Here is an 18,580-nt window from a genome sequence, read left to right on the forward strand (position 1 = left end):
TGTCCGGGGCCATAACTTTGGCCCCGGACATTTACTGGAGCTTTCCTTAAATGTCTGATCGTTACGCAGATATCCGGCAGGTTGCCCGCGATCTGAATGTCGATGCCGTGGCTCTGGTGCCAGGGCCAAACTTCACACGTGTCATAGGGCAGGCCTTTATGAGCCACGAACGCCCCTTTGTCGTGGTCATCCCGGCCGAGGGCGATCCCGCCGCGATCGTGCCCAATCTTGAACTGGGATCATGGGAACAGGTCGGGTTCGAGGGCCGGGTCTTTGACTGGCGCGATCAGGATGGCTATCAGGCGGCCTTTGACAGTCTGATGCAACATTTGCATCTGCGCACCCTGGCGGTTGAGGGGCAGGTGATGCGGGTTTTTGTGCATCATGCGCTGCGCCAAGCCATGCCGCAGATCGACATTGTGGATGCAGAGAAGGCCATTTCCGGCTTGCGCATCTGCAAAACCGAAGACGAGATTGCCGCGCTGCAGGCGGCCATTGATATTTCCGAACGCGCGCTCGCCACTGTGCTGAGAACCGTTCGTGTGGGACAGACCGAAAAAGAGATCGAATCGCGCCTAATTCAAGCATTGTTTGCCGAAGGGGCAGACGAGATGTCTTTCCCGCCCATCGTGACGGCCGGGGCTGAATCGGCGCGACCGCACGGCCATGCACGGGCTGACTATCATGTTCAGGCGGGCGATGCGCTGCTCTTTGACTTTGGCGCCCGCAAGGATGGCCTCGCCGCTGATATCACACGGACGGTTTTCGTGGGCCATGCCTCGGATGAGGCGCAGATAGTTTACGATACTGTTCTGGCCGCCAATGAGGTCGGTCACATGATCGCAAAGCCGGGGGTGACAGCCCATCAGATCGATGATGCCGTGATTTCAGTGTTGGAGGCGTCGCCCTTCGCAACCAGGATCCGCACCAAAACCGGGCATGGATTGGGGCGCGAGGTTCACGAGGCCCCCTATATCATGCGCGGTAATCATGAGGTCATGAAACCTGGTATGGTTTTTACCAATGAGCCGGGGCTGTATGAATTAGGCAATTTCGGGGTTAGGATCGAAGATGATGTTCTGATCACCGAGGATGGCTGCCGGTCGTTGACCACATTCCCGAAAGAGCTGACAATTGTGGGGACTGATTGATGCTGAAATACCTTTTATCGCGTCTGGGTACCTTCCTGCCCACCTTCATCGGGGTGACGCTAATCTCTTTTGCTTTCATCCGGGTGCTGCCGGGCGACCCGATCATCGTGATGGCTGGCGAACGCGGAATGACAGATGAACGCTATGCCGAACTGATTGAACAATACGGGTTCAACAAGCCGATCCTGCAGCAATACTGGGAATATCTGATCGGTGTCATGCAGGGTGATCTCGGCGAAAGTTTCGTGACCAAACGGCCTGTTTGGGATGAGTTTTTCTCGCTCTTCCCCGCCACGCTGGAACTGTCGATCTGCGCAATGATCTTTGCCGTGGCGCTGGGCCTGCCGGCAGGTGTCATTGCCGCCGTGAACCGAGGCAAGTTTTTCGACCGGGCGCTGATGACATCGGCGCTGGTGGGTTATTCGATGCCGATCTTTTGGTGGGCGTTGCTGTTGATCATCGTCTTTAGTGGCAATCTGGGCTGGACGCCGGTTTCTGGACGTCTGAGTTTGATGTTCTATTTCGACACGCCGACCGGGTTTATGCTGATCGACAGTTTGCTATCGGGTCAAAAAGGGGCGTTCAGCTCTGCCGTGCAACATCTGATCCTGCCGACAATTGTTTTGGGAACCATCCCATTGGCAGTGATTGCGCGCCAAACCCGATCCGCGATGCTGGAAGTGCTGAGCGAGGATTATATTCGCACCGCCAAGGCAAAGGGGTTGGCACCCCTGCGCGTCAATGGCCTGCATGCCCTGCGCAACGCACTGATCCCGGTGATCACAGTGATTGGTCTGTCGGTCGGGACGCTTCTGGCAGGGGCCATTCTGACCGAAACGATTTTCAGCTGGCCCGGCATCGGCAAATGGATGGTCGATAGCATCTTCCGCCGTGATTACCCGGTGGTACAGGGTGGTCTGCTGCTGATCGCCGTTATGGTGATGATCGTGAACCTGACCGTGGATGTGCTCTATGGTTTTATCAACCCAAAAATCAGGAAGCGCTGAGATGGCTGAGACAACAACACACACCGCCACAACAGCCAGCCCGGCACGCCCTGGACGCCTGAAAGAGTTTTGGTTCTATTTTCGCGAAAATCGTGGGGCGGTGATCGGGCTGTGGTTTTTCATGGTCTTTCTGATCGTTGCGGCTTTTGCCCCGCTTCTGGCCCCGTATGACCCAACCGAACAGTTCCGAGAGTTCACTCTGGTCCCGCCGGTCTGGCAGGAGGGCGGCAACAGCGCCTATCTGCTGGGCACGGATCCCCTGGGTCGCGATATGCTGTCGCGCCTGCTGCACGGGGCGCGCTATTCCTTCTTTGTCGGTATTGTGGTGGTGTCGGTTGCCGCATCGGGTGGCATTTTGGTCGGACTTTTGGCCGGGTTTGCGCCGCGCTGGGTTGATACAATCATCATGCGGGTGATGGATATCATTCTGGCCTTCCCATCACTTCTACTCGCACTGGTTCTGGTGGCTATTCTGGGACCGTCGCTGACCAATGCGATGATTGCCATCGCCATCGTTCTGCAACCCCATTATGTGCGCCTGACCCGCGCCTCTGTCCTGGGGGAGCGGAACAAGGATTACGTGACCTCTGCCCGCGTTGCAGGTGCCGGGCGCTGGCGGCTGATGTTCATCACCGTACTGCCAAACTGTCTAGCCCCGATCATCGTGCAGGCGGCGCTGTCCTTTTCGACCGCTATTCTGGATGCTGCGGCACTGGGCTTTCTGGGCATGGGGGCACAGCCGCCCACACCGGAATGGGGCACCATGTTGGCCGAGGCGCGTGAATTTATCCTGCGCGCCTGGTGGGTCGTCACCTTTCCCGGCATTGCCATTCTGGTCACGGTTCTGGCCATCAACCTGATGGGTGACGGGTTGCGTGACGCACTCGACCCGAAACTGAAGCGGAGTTAACAACATGGCGCTTCTGGATATTCGAAATCTAACCGTCGAATTTACCACCTCTTCCGGCCAGTTTCGCGCCGTGGACGGTGTGGATATCAGCGTCGATGGCGGTGACATCCTTGCCATCGTCGGCGAAAGCGGCTCTGGCAAATCCGTGTCGATGCTGGCGATGATGGGGCTCTTGCCCTGGACCGCCAATATCACCGCCGATGTGATGGAGTTTGACGGCCACGACCTGCGCAAAGTGTCGGCCAAGATGCGTCGCAGCCTGATCGGCAAGGACATGGCGATGATCTTTCAGGAACCCATGTCATCGCTGAATCCCTGTTTTACCGTGGGCTTCCAGATCAAGGAGGCGCTTCGCAAACATCTGGGGCTGGACCGCAAAGCCTGCCAGGCGCGCGCGGTTGAGCTGTTGGATCAGGTTGGCATCCCATCGCCTGAGGAACGGCTGAAAGTCTTTCCCCACCAACTGTCGGGCGGGATGAACCAGCGGGTGATGATTGCCATGGCGATTGCCTGCAAGCCGCGACTGCTGATCGCGGATGAGCCGACAACCGCACTGGATGTGACCATTCAGGCGCAGATTCTGGACCTGTTGACCGGGCTGCAGCGCGAAACTGGCATGGGGCTGATCCTGATCACCCATGACATGGGTGTGGTGGCGGAAACCGCCCAGCGCGTCAGCGTGCAATATGCGGGCCAAAAGGTCGAGGAACAGTCGGTCAAGGACCTGTTTGCCACGCCGCATCACCCGTACACGGCGGCGTTGTTGGCGGCCTTGCCGGAACGCGCGACAGAAAAGCACCTGCCCACCATTCCCGGCGTGGTGCCGGGGCAGTTTGACCGGCCCGCAGGATGCCTGTTTTCACCGCGCTGTGCCATCGCGACGGACCTATGCCGAAACACGCCCGCACCGGTACAACCCACAGCGATGGGCCGCGCCCGGTGTCATTTTCCCATAGAATCCAAAGCGGAGGCTAACGCATGAACCAGCCAGTCGTCACCGCACGCGCCCTATCGCGCCATTACGAAGTTGGCGGCGGATTGTTTTCCGAGTCCAACACCGTGCGCGCCCTGTCAGAGGCGAGTTTTGAACTTTATCCCGGCAAAACACTGGCCGTTGTTGGGGAATCCGGTTGTGGAAAATCCACACTCGCCCGATTGATCACTTTGATTGAGCCGCCGACTGGTGGCGAATTGGAAATCGGTGGGACATCGGCGATCCCGGACAATTGGGCCAGCCTGCGTTCCTCTGTCCAGATTGTGTTCCAAGATCCTTACGGGTCGCTGAACCCGCGTCAACGAATCGGCACGATCCTAGAGGAACCACTGGTCATCAACCGTCCGGATATGCCTACTGCTGAACGCACGAGGAAAGCGCGCGAGATGTTGGCCTTGGTCGGTCTGCGCGAAGAGCATTTCGACCGCTACCCGCATATGTTTTCCGGCGGGCAGCGCCAGCGGATCGCGGTCGCCCGCGCCCTGATGCTGGAACCAAAGGTGTTGGTGTTGGATGAGCCGGTATCGGCGCTGGACCTGTCGATCCAAAGCCAGATCCTAAACCTGTTGGTGGATCTACAGGATAAGCTCGATTTGGCCTATTTGTTCATCAGCCATGACCTGTCGGTGGTCAAACACATGGCCGATGATGTGATCGTCATGTATCTGGGCCGCCCGGTGGAGTTTGGCGCGAAAGAAGACATCTTTACCAACCCGCGCCACCCCTACACACGGGCGCTGTTGTCCGCGACGCCCGTGGCCGACCCGACTGCGGCTAAAAAACGGATCAAGCTGGAGGGCGAGTTGCCCTCGCCGCTGCATGTGCCCGCAGGATGCGCTTTTGCACCCCGCTGTTGGAAGGCGCAGGACCGGTGCCGGGCCGAACGACCCGAATTGAAAGGGCGCCCCAATCCGGCGGCCTGTTTCTTTGCCGATGACGGTGTGCCTGATCCAGTGGGCAGCTGATCCGAAAATACCCCTGAAATCACCAACGGGCGCATTTGATCTGCGCCCGTTTTTGTACTTTATGACTGGCTCTTAGCTCTGCTTCATTGGATCAAAAGACGCGCCGGGCTTCATCCTCTGCTGAATGAAACTCTGGCTCAACTTCCACATCATCCGGGCGCGGGGGTTCTGTGACCGTGTCGGCGCTTGTCTCCGGGATAGTCTCTTCGACCTCTACGACCAGCTCTGGCTCTGGCTTATCCTCGACAATTTCCTTTGGGCGACCCACCAAAAGCGGCAGCATTTCAACACCGCCGGGCAGGGATGCCTCGCTTTGTGGCGGCTCTTTCCAACTGAGCGTGTCGAAGCTGTCGCAATGGGTGCAGGCTGGGTGCCAATCGCGATGGATGGACTGGCAATTATCACAAACCCATTGCGGACCACGCGGCGCTGTCAGGGCGCGGGTCAGCCAGCCGCGCACAACGGCATCATCGGCCCCCTGCCCCCGCTCGATCGCCGCCATCAACGTCAATGTGCGCGTTGTGGGGTTGGTTTCGGCCAAACTTCCCAATGCCTTGCGCGCGCCCGGAAAATCCTCTGCTGCGATCAACAATTCCGCTTGCAGCATATATGTTTCCGAATGATTGGGGTGTGCCTTGAACAGCGGTGCAAAGCGTTTCATCCGCGCCTGCGGTGTTTCATCCGGGACAAGGGCGGCAAAGGCCGCGGCCAGATCCGGGTGCGGCGCGGCATTCCAGGCCTTGCGGATCACCCCAGTGGCATAGCGGGTCTTGCCATCCTTGGCATAAACCTCTGACGCCATCACGACCGCAGGGATCAGATCGGGGGACAGGCGGTTGGCCTCGATCGCGGCATCATGGGCCATGCCATCCTCGCCCTCCAGCAGGTGATCGCGCGCCTCGGACAAGGCCAGAACCGCGTCGCGACGTTTATGCACGTCGCGCGGCATGTGCCCGTGTTTCAGTTTTGCCTGCAAGGTTTTGCGGGCACCGGACCAATCTTCCTGGCCCGCCTGCAATTGCAACAGCGTGTCCTGCATTTCGCCATGGGCGGGTTTCATGATGAACGCTTTTTCGGCCAGCTTCAGGGCGGTTTCGGTGTCCCCATCGTCCAGTTTTTGTTTCACCAGACCGCGAATGCCGACAAAGCGGGTCTTGTCATCCGACAAAAGTGCCTTGTAGGTGGCTTCTGCCTTTTTCCGGTCGCCGGCCAGTTCCGCCGCCTGCGCCGTTATCAAATTGGTCAATTCAGGCCGACGAAGATAGCGTTCAGCCCGCCCGGCCTTGACCATCGCCAGGCGCCCCTCACCCGAGGCTAGGGCCAACATTCCCTCAGCCAATGCCTTATACCCTTTGCGTTCGCGATTGCGGTCAAAGTAGCGCGACACGGCGGTTTCATCCCCGTTGAAAAACCGCAGGATTGCCACCAGCAAACCGGTAACTTTCAGCAACAGCCACACCGCCAGCAACAGCACCACAGCCGCGATCACGGATTGTAGCGGGCCAAGGGTAAATTCCAGACCGGCAACCGTCAGCGTCAGACCTGTATCGGTTTCCATCACTATGCCAGCACCAAACGCCAATGCCGCGACAAGGGTGATGAAGATCAGAATTTTAATCAGGGACCAAAGCATTCAATACGTCCTTAGTTGCTGTTCAGCGCGTCAGTCAGGTCAGTAATCCCGGCAAGGGCGGCAAGCCGGTTTTCGGCAAGTGCGATCCAATCCTGCATGGCCGGGGCGGCAGAGGACGGAAGGTTTTCCAGTTCTGCCAGGCTGGCGGGCAGATCGCCGCGGTCCAGCGCATCCTCGGCCCGGGACAGGATCGCATCTGCATCATCGCCCTCGCGCGGGCTGAGAGAGCGCATGCCCAATTGCTGCTGCAAAAACCCTGAAACGCGCGATAACTCCCCGCTTGCGATCCGGGCTTCTGTTTCCGCAGCGATGGCGTCGCGGGCAGCAGGGGCAAACCCCTGCCGAAGCTCCGCCTCTGTCGCGACGCCGGTTGAGGCCAGATCAGACAGGGTGTCAGGTGGGGTCATATCACTGTTGTCGGTAAATTCTCGCAGCGCCTCGACAAAGCCCTCGCCGCTGTCAATCGCAGTAGCGATCCGGGTGGTCGCTGCGCGCAGCAAGGCCTGTCTGGCTGAATCAAGCTGGGTCGCGCCGGAACTGGCAAGCTCAGACATCTGCGCCCGAAGCTGCGCCACCTCTGCCTGCAAGGCTGTTGTCAGCTCGGACGGCGCGCCGCCCTCATCCACACTGCGTTGTTCCAGATCTGTCAGCCGGGTGGAAAGATCCGCAACCTGCAACCGAAACTCAGCAATCTGATCTTCCAACCCATCGGCGGCAGGGGTCGGGGCGGGTTCGATCGCCCCAAGTTCTGCACGTAGGCCGTCGATGTCCCGATCCTGCTGTTCCAATTGTTCCTGCAGTGCCGCAATCTCTGCCGATCCACCAATGCCGGGCAGTACCTGCGCGGCGGCGTAACCTATGATCGCGGCAATCACCCCGCCCAAGATAAGTGGCAGCGCAGATGCGCGGTGCGTGTCCGAAGGGGCGCTGGCAGAAGTATCTTCAGCCGTTATTGGGGCGGCACTGTCTTCGGCCTCGCCTACAGGGTCAGGTTCGGGTGTGGGTTCGATGATATCGCCGTCCGCAACTGTTTCTGCGGACTCTGTAGATGCATCGTCGTCACTGGCCTCAGAGGCTTCAGGGTCTGTTTTGTCCTTAGCCGCGTCTGGTTTTGGATCAATCACTTCCTGTTCGGGTTTCTGGTCTTCTGGCGAAACCGTCTGTTCTTCTTCGGCAATCACATCCGCGGTCTGGGATTTGCCTTTTACAGATTTGGTTGATTTGGTCGTTTTGGCCACGTGCCCCACCCTTGTTAAAGCAGCCTCTCTATAATGTGCGCCCCTTTGGGATTTGACCAGCCCGGATCGACCTTTGGATTCGATCAGGCGACCATCCATCGCGAAATTTCTGCAATCATTCCATCTGCATCAGGTGTTTTGGCGGTGGAAATGCTTTTGGCCTGATCAGAACAGGTTGCCGCCACGCCCGGGCTGATCGCCACCACATGCACCGATTCTGTCAACTCGCCGACCTGACCAAGCACCAATTGGGCGCTTCTGGTCGAAAACAGTGGCAGGATCACCTGGTCTCTGCCGCGCAGCAGATTGACGGCCCCTTGTGTCAGGGCCTGTTCGTGCTGTTCATAAACAACGTGGCCCTCTGCCGCCATTCCCACCTTGCACAAATCACCGACAAGATCACCGGTTTGGTGCGCCCCACGTAGATGCAAAAGCGTCCCCTGGGGACGGGCTTGCCTGATCATGGCAAAAAGCTGTGCCGCGGTTCCGCCCGCTGCCCGCGCGACAAATCCTGCCTGCGCCGCTGCGGCGGCTGTCCGGGCACCCACGCAATAGGCCGGCACAGCACGCGCCCTATCCGCAACCGCCAAAACCCCGTTTTCAGAGGTAAAGATCACACCCGATGCCTGATCCAGATCAGGGGCCGGCAAGGTTTCGATCCGCAGCACCGGGGACAAGGTGATATCAAACTTAGCCTCCAAAGCCCCCCGACACTGTGCGGCAAAGCGTTGCGCCTGCGCCTTTGGTCGTGTGATCAGCACTGTTGGAGCGGTGGTCATGGTGCCTCGGGATTGTAAGCAGACGTTCACAGTGTTACCTGCGGGAAAGGATCACGGCAACCGGCGAGACGATGACCGACACCTTGACCGTTTTGGGACTGGAAAGCAGCTGTGATGACACCGCTGCCGCCGTCGTGCGCCATAGATCGGGATCAGCGCCTGAAATTCTGGCCAATATTGTGATGGGCCAAACAGATCTGCATGCCGATTTCGGTGGGGTTGTCCCCGAAATTGCCGCCCGCGCCCATGCAGAACGGTTGGATTTATGCGTAGAGCAGGCTCTAACACAGGCGAAAATGGCGTTGCCAGACGTCGATGCCATTGCCGTTACTGCCGGGCCAGGATTGATCGGTGGTGTCATGTCCGGTGTGATGTGCGCCAAAGGATTGGCCATAGGATCGGGCTTGCCCCTTGTTGGGGTCAATCATCTGGCCGGGCACGCCCTGACCCCGCGACTGACAGATCAGATCAGCTTTCCCTATTTGATGCTGCTGGTGTCTGGCGGGCATTGTCAGTTTCTGATCGTGCGCGGCCCGGATGATTTCCGCCGCCTGGGGGGTACAATCGATGATGCCCCGGGCGAAGCCTTTGACAAAACCGCGAAACTGTTGGGATTGGGGCAACCCGGTGGGCCGATTGTCGAAGCCCGTGCGAAGGCGGGGGATGAGACTCGGTTCCGCTTTCCCCGGCCGCTTTTGGATCGACCGGGGTGCGATATGTCCTTTTCCGGCTTGAAAACCGCGCTCTTGCGGGCCCGCGATGCGCTGATTGCGGAACAAGACGGGTTGCGCGAACGGGATCGCGATGACCTAAGTGTTGGATTTCAAGTGGCCGTGCGCGATGTTTTGGTGGAAAAATCCCGCCGCGCCATCACCGAATATTTGTCTGAAAAGCCCTCAAACCCCTGCCTGGCAGTGGCAGGGGGTGTGGCTGCAAATCAGGCGATTCGGGCTGGATTAGAGTCTATATGTGCTGAACAAGGTGTCGCGTTTCTGGCGCCCCCGTTGGCGCTGTGCACAGATAATGCCGCAATGATCGCCTGGGTGGGCATAGAGCGGTATCGGATCGGGCAAGTGGATGACATGGCCCTGTCCGCACGACCACGTTGGCCGCTTGACACAACCGCCCCGGCCCTGCTGGGATCAGGTAAGAAAGGGGCCAAGGCATGAGCGTATCAGTGATCGGAGCAGGGGCATTTGGAACCGCGCTGGCCATATCCATAGCGCGGGATGGGCAGCCTGTGACCCTATGGGCGCGGGATGCAGAAGCAGCACGATCTATGGCAGAGACGCGTGAAAATCAAGCACGGCTGCCCGGGATCACTTTGCCAGATTCTCTACGACCGACGAGCTCACTGATCGAGGCGGCAGAGGTCGATACCTTACTGATGGCCGTACCGATGCAAAGCCTTTCGGCCCTTTTGGGCCAGAATAGAGCCGTTTTTTCGGGAAAACGGCTGGTTGCCTGTTGCAAGGGGATCGATCTGAACACCCTGACCGGGCCCAGCGCCGTGATTGCCGCGATCGTCCCGAACGCCACCGCCGCGATCCTAACCGGCCCGAGCTTTGCCGCGGATATCGCCCGCGGCCTGCCCACGGCCCTGACTTTGGCTTGCGAGGATGAGGCGATCTGCGGGGAATTGCAGCACGATCTGTCGACCAGCAATCTGCGGCTGTATCGCACCACGGACGTGGCCGGGGCCGAGCTGGGCGGGGCGTTGAAAAACGTGGTCGCCATTGCCTGCGGGATCGCCATAGGCGCGGGCCTCGGCGAAAGTGCGCGCGCCGCGATCATGACCCGGGGCTATGCAGAGATGACCCGGCTGGCGGGTGAGCTGGGCGCCCTTCCGGAAACGTTGTCGGGTCTGTCAGGCTTTGGCGATCTGGCGCTGACCTGCACATCAGACCAATCCCGAAACTATCGCTTTGGTCTGGCGCTGGGAGCGGGGAGCGCGTTCGACGCGAAGATCACGGTCGAGGGTGCCGCAACCGCAAAAGCAGTCTCTAACCTTGCTAAAAACCGCAATATAGACATGCCCATCTCCACCGTCATCAGCGCGGTGGTCGGCCAACATATCACCGTGGCAGAGGCGATATCGTCACTGCTGTCGCGCCCCCTACGAAAGGAATAATCATGCGCTTTGCCCTCATCACCAAAGATAAGGCAGGTCATCTGCAAACCCGGTTGGATAACAGAGAGGCACATTTATCCTATATCCGCGAAACCGGCGTCGTCGAACAGGCCGGGCCATTTCTGGATGAGGCCGGACAGATGTGCGGATCAATGATCATTATGGATGTGGCGGATCGCGCGGCGGCACAGAATTGGGCCGATAATGATCCCTATGCCAAGGCCGGGCTCTTTGATAGCGTCACCCTGATTGAATGGAAAAAGGTGATCTGACATGGCCTATTGGCTGTTTAAATCCGAACCCAACACCTGGAGCTGGGATGATCAGGTGGCCAAAGGCGACGCTGGTGAAGAGTGGGACGGGGTGCGCAATTATCAGGCGCGCAACAACATGCGCGCCATGCAGATCGGTGACCTGGGCTTTTTCTATCATTCGCTGAAGGAAAAGGCGGTTGTCGGTGTGGTCGAGGTCTGTGCCCTGGCCCATCCCGACAGCACCACGGATGACCCGCGTTGGGAATGCGTGGATATCAAGGCGGTGAAGCCAGTGAACACACCAGTGACCCTGCAAATGTGCAAAGAAGACCCGCGCCTGACCGACATGGTTCTGGTCAACAACACCCGTCTGTCGGTTCAGCCCGTCAGTGATACCGAATGGGTGATTGTGTGTGAAATGGCCGGGATCGAACCTTGAACTGTTCAGGGGTAATGGTCCTCTTTCCCGAAATGTTTAACCAATAGATAATAAATCACGGCGCGGTGTTTTTGCGGGACCGTGCCGCCATATATTTCAAACATCGCGTCGATCGCGGCATCCAGAACCGGCGTGTCGGGCATTCCGAGTTTGCGGATCAGAAAGTTGTTTTTGATCTGGGCGCGATCGGCCAAATTTTCCGCGGAAACGAAGGCTGTATTGTCGTGATAGATCAGCGGTCCACAGCCTATGGCAACCTTCTCCAAAAGCAGCCTGTTCGGAGTGAGCCCGCATTTATCACGAAGGTCCGTTGCATATTGCTCGATCAGATTTTCGCGCCTGCCCATCGTGTAGTGATCATCCTTTACAAAAAACCCTAGCAACCTTGCACCATATGTTTCGTGCTGTTGAGAAGTTACTTTCTTTAGCCGCAATATTTTTGCGCCTAGCACGGAAGTACTCCTGAGTATTTTGTAATTGATCCATCACGCGCGCCATATATGTCACCTAAAATTTCATCTGTGAATTTCCCGATCTGATTTCTAATTACGATTTGCCGCAGTTGACCCGCCGAAATTTCTGGCGGTGGTACTATCGCCAGAACTTCAAATGATTCGTGATACTCCCTGCAGCCCGGCTCAACTCCCGCCTCCGGAATGAGGCTTATCTTGGCTGACAAGAGATAATTTGGCCTTGTGGCGCCCCGATAGGGATTAAAGTCGCCTTTTAGGTCAACAATTTGGTCAAACGTAATTTCGAGATGCAAAGCAGGTTTTGTTCTGCATTGTCTGCGATCGTTTGCCTGTTGAACACAGGTCCCGTGCTTTTCGGCCGCGCCTGATAACGACTCCAAAAACCGCTAATTAATCGCTCGCCGCGCTTCTGGACTGTACATAGCCGCCATCAAGCGCGTGCTCATGCGCTTATTATCCTCATTCTGCGCAACTATGGCCTGCCACCCCTCTTCGCTTGGGGTTCGAACGCTTCCAGCGACAGAGCCTACCGCTGCGCCTCCAATTGCTAAAACTGGGATAAGTAAAACTTCCAATGGATTTCCTGAACTACCCCCATCCAAGATGAAGTTCATCCCCTCAGCGGCACCACGATTTGCATTGCCGTCAACGGATGGTTTTATGTTTGGTGGGGTTTCAATCGTCACAAGTGGTTTGTGCAAGATCGAGACTTCAATGCTTTGCGCTTCTGCCAACAGTCTGGATTGCTCTGTTAACGGATGAGAACAGGCAGCAAGCGAAGCCACAAAAAGTATGCACAGGAAATATGCTTTAGAATTTTTTAAATAACTTAGTGCCCAATGAGTTGGCATGGCTTGCTTTCCACTGCCCCATATCGAGTTCTCACAAGCTATCATGAATTCTATAATCGATCAATTTACAGCCAAATTGAGGCGGCGCTCAAATCGAACACCCTGCATATTGCTGGGTTTTTGCGACTGATGGTAGTTGGATCAATACCGGTAATGTTCCGGCTTAAATGGGCCCTCAGGAGTCACACCAATATAGGCGGCCTGGTCCTTGTCCAGTTTGGTCAGCTTGGCGCCAATCCGTCCCAAATGCAGGCGGGCGACTTTTTCGTCTAGATGCTTGGGCAGGATATAGACCTTGTTTTCGTACTCATCGCCCTTGGTCCACAGTTCGATCTGCGCCAGAACCTGATTGGTAAACGAGGCCGACATCACGAACGAAGGATGCCCGGTCGCATTGCCAAGGTTCAAAAGCCGGCCCTCTGACAGCAGGATCAGACGATTGCCGTTTGGCATCTCGATCATGTCGACCTGATCCTTGATGTTTGTCCATTTGTGGTTTTTCAGGTTCGCGACCTGAATTTCATTGTCGAAATGGCCGATATTACCGACGATGGCCATATCCTTCATCTCGCGCAAATGCTCGATGCGAATCACGTCTTTGTTGCCCGTGGTGGTGATGAAGATATCGGCGCTGTCGATCTCGTCTTCCAGCAATGTCACCTCGAACCCGTCCATTGCCGCCTGCAGGGCGCAGATCGGATCAACCTCGGTGACTTTCACACGGGCGCCAGCACCGCGCAGGGATGCAGCAGAGCCTTTGCCCACGTCACCATAGCCACAGACAACAGCGACCTTGCCCGCCATCATCGTATCGGTGGCGCGGCGGATGCCGTCAACCAGCGATTCCCGGCAGCCGTATTTATTATCGAATTTCGACTTCGTGACAGAGTCATTCACGTTGATCGCCGGGAAGGGCAGTTGGCCTTCCTTAACCAATTGATACAGGCGATTCACACCCGTGGTGGTTTCCTCTGTCACGCCCTGAATCTGGTCGCGCATTTTAGTAAACCAGCCGGGTGACGCGGCCATGCGCTTGGCGATCTGCGCCTTAATGGCGGCTTCCTCTTCCGAGGTTGGAACAGAAATAATATCTTCCCCGGCCTCTGCACGAGCACCCAGCAGGATATAAAGCGTCGCATCCCCACCATCATCCAGGATCATGTTGGGGCCATCGGCGAACAGGAAGGATTTGTCCAGATAGTCCCAGTGTTCCTCCAACGATTGGCCCTTAATGGCAAAAACCGGGATACCGCTTGCGGCAATGGCCGCCGCCGCATGATCCTGAGTGGAAAAGATGTTGCAAGAGGCCCAGCGCACATCGGCGCCCAGCGCCACAAGGGTTTCGATCAAAACCGCGGTCTGGATGGTCATGTGCAGGGAGCCGACAATCCGCGCGCCCTTCAACGGTTTGCTGTCACCGTATTCTTCGCGCAAAGCCATCAGGCCTGGCATCTCGGTTTCGGCAATGTCCAGCTCTTTCCGGCCGAACTCCGCCAGCGCAATATCCTTGACGATGTAATCCTGTGCCATGGGGGTGGCTCCTTGCGAAACGTGGGTCGCAGGGCAGATAGCATCAGGGCGCGATCAGGGCAATGTCGTATCACGGGGGTCAGCCTGCCACCCCTTCGGGTTCCATCACCGCCGCCTGCCAGTGCTGGCCAGAGGCCACGATACAGCTGACGCCATCGGCGTTGGTTACGATAACTGTAAAACTGCCCGTTTCTTCTGATCGCCAGATTTCCAGCAATTGCTGGGCATTTTGCAGCCCTCCGCCGATCATTGTTTCGCTGTATTTTTTGTTCAGCGTGTCAATCAGATCCCCGCGCGCCATACAGGGCGCGACAGGTTGTGCCTGTGCTGGCGGGGCAAGCGCGGCAGCGCCGAATATCAGCGCAGCGGTCATGGTCCGTTTGAACATCAGTCTTTCCTTTCCGTTGCCGGGACCTGATGTTCCTGCCGGGGAACATGGGCCCCATTTCTGAATATTATATGGAAATACGGGCTAATTTTTACCAATGACGCGGCAACACATTGCCGTTAATGTGCCGACAGTGTTTGTAACGTTGGATATTTTTCAGATGTTTTTCAAATGCTTGAGAGAAATAGTGCCGTAAAGAGGGTCATCTGATGCCGTCAAAAGCCCCGCGCGCCTGGCAAAGAATGCTATCAGGCCGCAGATTGGACCTGCTGGATCCAACGCCGATGGATATCGAGATCGAAGATATCGCTCATGGGCTGGCCTTTGTGGCGCGCTGGAACGGGCAAACCCATGGCGATTACCCCTATTCAGTGGCTGAACATTCATTGCTGGTGGATGAAATTTTTGCCCGCATTGCCCCCGGCGTGGCGCCAAAGTGGCATTTGGCCGCCTTGCTGCATGACGCGCCGGAATATGTAATCGGGGATATGATTTCCCCGGTTAAGGCTGCCGTTGGCCCAGGATATGGCGCCTTGGATGATCGCCTGACGGCGGCTATTCATCTGCGCTTTGGCCTGCCGGCCACAACACCTGCCACCATCAAAAAACAAATCAAACGGGCCGATTCTGTCTCTGCTTGGCTGGAGGCCACCCAAATCGCCGGATTTTCCGTGACCGAGGCCAATAAACTGTTCGGTCGCCCGCGGCCCGAACTGGTCAAAGGGCTGTTCATTCATCTGCGCCCGCCTGTTGAGGTGCGCGATGCCTATAGCGCGCGCGTTCAGGCGTTGCTGGAACAGATGATCTAGTAATCGGCGAAATCGTTGGCGCTTAGCGCGGCGTTGAACAGGCGTAGGAAGTTGCGCGGTGTGACCTCGCCATCATTGATCTCAGCCAAAACCGGAATGCCCGTCCGTTCATGCCCAACTGCCTGTATCTGGCCCGTATGGGCGTGGTATTGAAAACATCGGCCCTGATAGCAATTCCAACCATCCTGTAGGGCAATCAGAACCTCATCACCAACCTGACGGGTTGGATTATCCGCAGGCTGGGTACAGGCCGCCACGGCCAGCAAGGCGATCGGCGCAAGCGCCCTCATCTTGGGCTGCGTTTGGCAAGGATGCGCTGCAGCGTCCGGCGGTGCATGTTCAGACGTCGCGCGGTTTCCGAGACGTTTCGATCACAAAGCTCATAAACGCGCTGAATATGTTCCCACCGCACGCGGTCTGCCGACATCGGGTTTTCCGGCGGTGGTGGCAGCTCATCCGGCATGGCCAAGAGCGCAGCTGTCACGTCATTGGCATCCGCTGGTTTGGACAGATAATCCGTTGCCCCTGATTTCACCGCAGCAACGGCCGTGGCAATGGCGCCGTAACCAGTCAGCACGATAATCCGGGCATCGGGGCGGCGTTCGCGCAGGGTTTCAACAACATCCAGCCCATTGCCATCTTCCAGTCGCAGGTCGATGACGGCGTATGCCGGTGGGCGCGCCGTTGCGATGGCCTTGCCCGCCGCGACGGACTCTGCTGTTTCCGGGGAAAAGCCGCGTTTTTCCATTGCTCTGGCCAATCGACGCACAAACGCCTCATCGTCATCAACCAATAGCAAGGAATTGTCGTCGCCGATTTCCAGAAGCTCCCGCTCCGCCATGCCGTTCCCCTTTGCGTCACCTGTTCTGCTTATGTTTAGACAGTCACCACCGGGGGGTCAAACAACGCGTCATTCTATTGCGTCGACGAAGCAGGCCGTGCTTTCGGCCATAACCTCTGGTGTGACATCGCGCCCGAAATACTCAACGACGCCCAATTCGGGGAAGGCCAGATAGGTCAGCACCGAATGATCCATCAAATAGTATTCGGGGTCTCCGTCCTGTTTTTTATAGTAAACATAATAGGCGCGCGCGGCGGTCTTGATCTGGTCCGCCGATCCGGTCAACCCGATCATGCGTTCGTGTAGGTTAAAGACGTAATCTGCCATCACCTGTGGTGTGTCACGCGTGGGATCGATCGAGATCATCGCCGGCGTCACCTGATGGCCCGCCTCTGCCAACAGATCCACGGCAATCGCGTTGCGGGCCGTGTCGGCGGGGCAGACATCCGGGCAGAATGTATATCCGAAATAAATCAGGGTCGGGCCGGTAATGATATCGGCGTCGGTCACGTCCTGACCCTTATGATCAATCAGGGTAAATGGCCCGCCAATCGTATCCGTACCACCAGCCACCTGGCCGCGGCGGCATTGGGCCAGTGCATCCTCGACCCCGCCAGTGGTCATGTACCACAGACCCGCCAAAAGGCCGGTCATCGCAACAGATGCTGTAATCGCGTAGGCTTTGAGCATCAGAATAATCCTTATCAGATAGCTGTGCCGCTGTTTGCATTCCTAGGCAAGATTAGCAATGGTGCAACCTGACGCATTCACAATCCTGCGAGCAACATGACCAACCCCACCCCTGCCCTGTTTAGCAGCGACGCCCGCAGCGAATGGCTGCGATTGCGCACGCTCAGCCTTCTGCGCTGGGTTGCTATTGCCGGTCAGGCGCTGGCAGTAACGATTGCCCATCTGCAATTCGATCTACGGTTAGAGCTAGGATATGTATTCATGGTGATCGGCGCGTCGGTGATTGCCAATCTGGTTGCGCTGTTTGTTTATCCCGAAAACAAGCGGGTCACCGAGGCACAGGCCTTGGCGATGCTGCTGTTTGACATCGCGCAGCTGGTGGCGCTTTTGTATCTCACCGGGGGCTTACACAACCCCTTTGCCTTTCTGATCGTGGTGCCGGTGACAATCTCGGCCACGGCGCTGCATTTGCGATCCACATTTGTGCTGGGGGCGGTGGCGATTTTCTGCGCAACCGCCTTGACCACCTACCACCTGCCCCTACGCACGGAACAGGGGTTTGTCCTGCGCATGCCCGACATCTTTGTCTTTGGGTATTGGGTGGCCATTCTGATCGGCACATTGTTCATGGGGGTGTATGCCCGCCGCGTGACATCTGAAATCCACTCTATGTCCGAAGGATTGCTGGCCACGCAGATGGCCCTGTCACGAGAGCAGAAGCTGACGGATCTGGGGGGTGTGGTTGCCGCAGCCGCGCATGAACTGGGTACGCCGCTGGCGACGATCAAGCTTGTCAGTTCCGAACTGGTGGACGAATTGACCGATCGGCCAGAGCTAAGCGAAGACGCGCAGTTGATCCGGGATCAGGCCGACAGATGCCGGGAAATCTTGCGCTCTATGGGTCGCGCAGGCAAAGACGACACCCATCTGCGAAGCGCGCTGTTATCTGCTGTTGTTACAGAGGCCGCAGAGCCGCATCTGGACCGGGGCAAAGAGGTCATCTTTGACTATCGGGCATCTGCCGGAGGCGGCCCGGAACCCACATTGCAGCGCCAACCGGAATTGATTCATGGGCTTCGCAATCTCGTGCAGAACGCCGTTGATTTCGCCGAAAGCCGCGTATGGGTAGAGGCGCGCTGGTCCGATCAGCGTATTCGCATCAAAATCAGCGACGACGGTCCCGGCTTTGCCCCCCAGCTTTTGGGTCGGATTGGCGATCCGTTTGTGCGGCGTCGGCGCCCCCCCGCCGCCAAGCAGCGCCCGGAATATGAAGGCATGGGTCTGGGTCTGTTTATCGCCAAAACGCTTTTGGAGCGCACCCGCGCCGAGCTGAGCTTTGCCAATGGGGCCGATCCGTTTTTGGTCGAACAGGAAAAGCCAGAAAAATGCGGCGCAATTGTCGAGCTGATCTGGCCGCGCGGGGACCGTGGGCCAGAGGAGACAACCGCGCGCAAGGCTTTGGCCAAGAACCCGCCGATTACCGGCTGATCGTGCTTG

General features: G+C 57.6%; 21 protein-coding genes. 11 read left to right on the forward strand and 10 right to left on the reverse strand.

Features of this window, described 5'->3' with window-relative positions:
• Positions 1-50: 50 nt before the first annotated feature.
• Genes AC2D8P_RS05575 through AC2D8P_RS05595 form a run of 5 tightly spaced genes read left to right on the forward strand, consistent with a single transcriptional unit; the run spans position 51 to position 5,027 of the window.
• A complete protein-coding gene (locus AC2D8P_RS05575; RefSeq protein ID WP_484701238.1) occupies positions 51-1,151 on the forward strand; it encodes a M24 family metallopeptidase in 1,101 nt (366 codons plus the stop codon).
• Positions 1,151-2,158, forward strand: coding sequence for an ABC transporter permease subunit (locus AC2D8P_RS05580; RefSeq protein ID WP_484701240.1), 1,008 nt, complete (start codon positions 1,151-1,153; stop codon positions 2,156-2,158). The genes AC2D8P_RS05575 and AC2D8P_RS05580 overlap by 1 nt, the downstream gene beginning before the upstream one ends.
• A 1-nt stretch (position 2,159) precedes the next feature.
• A complete protein-coding gene (locus AC2D8P_RS05585; RefSeq protein WP_484701242.1) occupies positions 2,160-3,068 on the forward strand; it encodes an ABC transporter permease subunit in 909 nt (302 codons plus the stop codon).
• A 4-nt stretch (positions 3,069-3,072) separates the two neighbouring features.
• Complete coding sequence (locus tag AC2D8P_RS05590) at positions 3,073-4,050, forward strand: ABC transporter ATP-binding protein (protein ID WP_484701244.1); 978 nt, start codon at positions 3,073-3,075, stop codon at positions 4,048-4,050.
• Complete coding sequence (locus tag AC2D8P_RS05595; protein ID WP_484701246.1) at positions 4,047-5,027, forward strand: ABC transporter ATP-binding protein; 981 nt, start codon at positions 4,047-4,049, stop codon at positions 5,025-5,027. Before AC2D8P_RS05590 ends, AC2D8P_RS05595 begins: the two co-directional genes overlap by 4 nt.
• A 91-nt stretch (positions 5,028-5,118) precedes the next feature.
• On the opposite strand, the gene AC2D8P_RS05600 is transcribed toward AC2D8P_RS05595, so the two are convergent.
• The 3 genes from AC2D8P_RS05600 to AC2D8P_RS05610 form a co-directional block, all read right to left on the reverse strand.
• Entirely contained in the window at positions 5,119-6,660 is a 1,542-nt protein-coding gene (locus AC2D8P_RS05600) for a heme biosynthesis HemY N-terminal domain-containing protein (RefSeq protein WP_484701247.1), read from the reverse strand.
• Between the two features lie 11 nt (positions 6,661-6,671).
• Positions 6,672-7,898, reverse strand: a complete 1,227-nt coding sequence (locus AC2D8P_RS05605) for a COG4223 family protein (RefSeq protein ID WP_484701249.1) — start codon at positions 7,896-7,898, stop codon at positions 6,672-6,674.
• A gap of 83 nt (positions 7,899-7,981) precedes the next feature.
• Positions 7,982-8,677 (reverse strand): uroporphyrinogen-III synthase, encoded by a 696-nt coding sequence (locus AC2D8P_RS05610; protein WP_484701251.1) that lies wholly within the window; start codon positions 8,675-8,677, stop codon positions 7,982-7,984.
• A gap of 71 nt (positions 8,678-8,748) precedes the next feature.
• On the opposite strand from AC2D8P_RS05610, the gene tsaD reads away from it, so the two are divergent.
• The 4 genes from tsaD to AC2D8P_RS05630 are packed head-to-tail and all read left to right on the forward strand — an operon-like array spanning position 8,749 to position 11,501.
• Positions 8,749-9,846 (forward strand): tRNA (adenosine(37)-N6)-threonylcarbamoyltransferase complex transferase subunit TsaD, encoded by a 1,098-nt coding sequence (gene tsaD / locus AC2D8P_RS05615; protein ID WP_484701253.1) that lies wholly within the window; start codon positions 8,749-8,751, stop codon positions 9,844-9,846.
• Entirely contained in the window at positions 9,843-10,808 is a 966-nt protein-coding gene (locus AC2D8P_RS05620; RefSeq protein ID WP_484701254.1) for an NAD(P)H-dependent glycerol-3-phosphate dehydrogenase, read from the forward strand. Before tsaD ends, AC2D8P_RS05620 begins: the two co-directional genes overlap by 4 nt.
• A gap of 2 nt (positions 10,809-10,810) precedes the next feature.
• Positions 10,811-11,080, forward strand: coding sequence for a YciI family protein (locus tag AC2D8P_RS05625; protein ID WP_484701256.1), 270 nt, complete (start codon positions 10,811-10,813; stop codon positions 11,078-11,080).
• Position 11,081: 1 nt separating this feature from the next.
• Positions 11,082-11,501 carry an EVE domain-containing protein gene (locus AC2D8P_RS05630; RefSeq protein ID WP_484701257.1) on the forward strand — a complete coding sequence of 140 codons (420 nt, stop codon included), beginning with the start codon at positions 11,082-11,084 and terminating at the stop codon, positions 11,499-11,501.
• A 5-nt stretch (positions 11,502-11,506) separates the two neighbouring features.
• Here AC2D8P_RS05630 and AC2D8P_RS05635 read toward each other — a convergent pair whose 3' ends face one another.
• The 4 genes from AC2D8P_RS05635 to AC2D8P_RS05650 all read right to left on the reverse strand — a co-directional run bounded on the left by AC2D8P_RS05635 (position 11,507) and on the right by AC2D8P_RS05650 (position 14,743).
• On the reverse strand, positions 11,507-11,953 hold the full coding sequence (locus AC2D8P_RS05635; protein WP_484701259.1) for a DUF2853 family protein: 447 nt from the start codon (positions 11,951-11,953) through the stop codon (positions 11,507-11,509).
• Between the two features lie 407 nt (positions 11,954-12,360).
• Positions 12,361-12,825, reverse strand: a complete 465-nt coding sequence (locus AC2D8P_RS05640; RefSeq protein WP_484701260.1) for a hypothetical protein — start codon at positions 12,823-12,825, stop codon at positions 12,361-12,363.
• Positions 12,826-12,966: 141 nt separating this feature from the next.
• Positions 12,967-14,355, reverse strand: a complete 1,389-nt coding sequence (gene ahcY, locus AC2D8P_RS05645) for an adenosylhomocysteinase (RefSeq protein ID WP_484701262.1) — start codon at positions 14,353-14,355, stop codon at positions 12,967-12,969.
• Between the two features lie 79 nt (positions 14,356-14,434).
• Positions 14,435-14,743 (reverse strand): hypothetical protein, encoded by a 309-nt coding sequence (locus tag AC2D8P_RS05650; RefSeq protein ID WP_484701263.1) that lies wholly within the window; start codon positions 14,741-14,743, stop codon positions 14,435-14,437.
• A 209-nt stretch (positions 14,744-14,952) separates the two neighbouring features.
• On the opposite strand from AC2D8P_RS05650, the gene AC2D8P_RS05655 reads away from it, so the two are divergent.
• The gene (locus AC2D8P_RS05655) at positions 14,953-15,552 is read left to right on the forward strand and encodes an HD domain-containing protein (protein ID WP_484701265.1); all 600 of its coding nucleotides are present in this window, start codon (positions 14,953-14,955) and stop codon (positions 15,550-15,552) included.
• Here AC2D8P_RS05655 and AC2D8P_RS05660 read toward each other — a convergent pair.
• The 3 genes from AC2D8P_RS05660 to AC2D8P_RS05670 form a co-directional block, all read right to left on the reverse strand.
• Positions 15,549-15,842, reverse strand: coding sequence for a hypothetical protein (locus AC2D8P_RS05660; protein WP_484701266.1), 294 nt, complete (start codon positions 15,840-15,842; stop codon positions 15,549-15,551). The two genes, AC2D8P_RS05655 and AC2D8P_RS05660, sit on opposite strands and share 4 nt — an antisense overlap.
• Positions 15,839-16,393: an ActR/PrrA/RegA family redox response regulator transcription factor gene (locus tag AC2D8P_RS05665; protein WP_484701268.1), complete on the reverse strand. Its 555-nt coding sequence runs from the start codon at positions 16,391-16,393 to the stop codon at positions 15,839-15,841. Before AC2D8P_RS05665 ends, AC2D8P_RS05660 begins: the two co-directional genes overlap by 4 nt.
• A 69-nt stretch (positions 16,394-16,462) precedes the next feature.
• Entirely contained in the window at positions 16,463-17,083 is a 621-nt protein-coding gene (locus AC2D8P_RS05670) for an SCO family protein (RefSeq protein ID WP_484701269.1), read from the reverse strand.
• 96 nt (positions 17,084-17,179) lie between these two features.
• On the opposite strand from AC2D8P_RS05670, the gene regB reads away from it, so the two are divergent.
• A complete protein-coding gene (gene regB, locus AC2D8P_RS05675) occupies positions 17,180-18,571 on the forward strand; it encodes a sensor histidine kinase RegB (protein WP_484701271.1) in 1,392 nt (463 codons plus the stop codon).
• Positions 18,572-18,580: the final 9 nt, after the last annotated feature.

Source organism: Roseovarius sp. YIN77, from assembly GCF_057219155.1.

What these genes read in the sequence shown, in the direction of transcription:
- AC2D8P_RS05630 (WP_484701257.1), top strand. Translation starts at nt 11,082, where the DNA reads ATGGCCTATTGGCTGTTTAAATCCGAACCCAACACCTGGAGCTGGGAT.
- AC2D8P_RS05610 (WP_484701251.1), bottom strand. Translation starts at nt 8,677, where the DNA reads ATGACCACCGCTCCAACAGTGCTGATCACACGACCAAAGGCGCAGGCG.
- AC2D8P_RS05575 (WP_484701238.1), top strand. Translation starts at nt 51, where the DNA reads ATGTCTGATCGTTACGCAGATATCCGGCAGGTTGCCCGCGATCTGAAT.
- AC2D8P_RS05655 (WP_484701265.1), top strand. Translation starts at nt 14,953, where the DNA reads ATGCCGTCAAAAGCCCCGCGCGCCTGGCAAAGAATGCTATCAGGCCGC.
- AC2D8P_RS05620 (WP_484701254.1), top strand. Translation starts at nt 9,843, where the DNA reads ATGAGCGTATCAGTGATCGGAGCAGGGGCATTTGGAACCGCGCTGGCC.
- tsaD (WP_484701253.1), top strand. Translation starts at nt 8,749, where the DNA reads ATGACCGACACCTTGACCGTTTTGGGACTGGAAAGCAGCTGTGATGAC.
- AC2D8P_RS05625 (WP_484701256.1), top strand. Translation starts at nt 10,811, where the DNA reads ATGCGCTTTGCCCTCATCACCAAAGATAAGGCAGGTCATCTGCAAACC.
- AC2D8P_RS05640 (WP_484701260.1), bottom strand. Translation starts at nt 12,825, where the DNA reads ATGCCAACTCATTGGGCACTAAGTTATTTAAAAAATTCTAAAGCATAT.
- AC2D8P_RS05670 (WP_484701269.1), bottom strand. Translation starts at nt 17,083, where the DNA reads ATGCTCAAAGCCTACGCGATTACAGCATCTGTTGCGATGACCGGCCTT.
- regB (WP_484701271.1), top strand. Translation starts at nt 17,180, where the DNA reads ATGACCAACCCCACCCCTGCCCTGTTTAGCAGCGACGCCCGCAGCGAA.
- AC2D8P_RS05590 (WP_484701244.1), top strand. Translation starts at nt 3,073, where the DNA reads ATGGCGCTTCTGGATATTCGAAATCTAACCGTCGAATTTACCACCTCT.
- ahcY (WP_484701262.1), bottom strand. Translation starts at nt 14,355, where the DNA reads ATGGCACAGGATTACATCGTCAAGGATATTGCGCTGGCGGAGTTCGGC.
- AC2D8P_RS05585 (WP_484701242.1), top strand. Translation starts at nt 2,160, where the DNA reads ATGGCTGAGACAACAACACACACCGCCACAACAGCCAGCCCGGCACGC.
- AC2D8P_RS05660 (WP_484701266.1), bottom strand. Translation starts at nt 15,842, where the DNA reads ATGAGGGCGCTTGCGCCGATCGCCTTGCTGGCCGTGGCGGCCTGTACC.
- AC2D8P_RS05600 (WP_484701247.1), bottom strand. Translation starts at nt 6,660, where the DNA reads ATGCTTTGGTCCCTGATTAAAATTCTGATCTTCATCACCCTTGTCGCG.
- AC2D8P_RS05665 (WP_484701268.1), bottom strand. Translation starts at nt 16,393, where the DNA reads ATGGCGGAGCGGGAGCTTCTGGAAATCGGCGACGACAATTCCTTGCTA.
- AC2D8P_RS05650 (WP_484701263.1), bottom strand. Translation starts at nt 14,743, where the DNA reads ATGTTCAAACGGACCATGACCGCTGCGCTGATATTCGGCGCTGCCGCG.
- AC2D8P_RS05595 (WP_484701246.1), top strand. Translation starts at nt 4,047, where the DNA reads ATGAACCAGCCAGTCGTCACCGCACGCGCCCTATCGCGCCATTACGAA.
- AC2D8P_RS05580 (WP_484701240.1), top strand. Translation starts at nt 1,151, where the DNA reads ATGCTGAAATACCTTTTATCGCGTCTGGGTACCTTCCTGCCCACCTTC.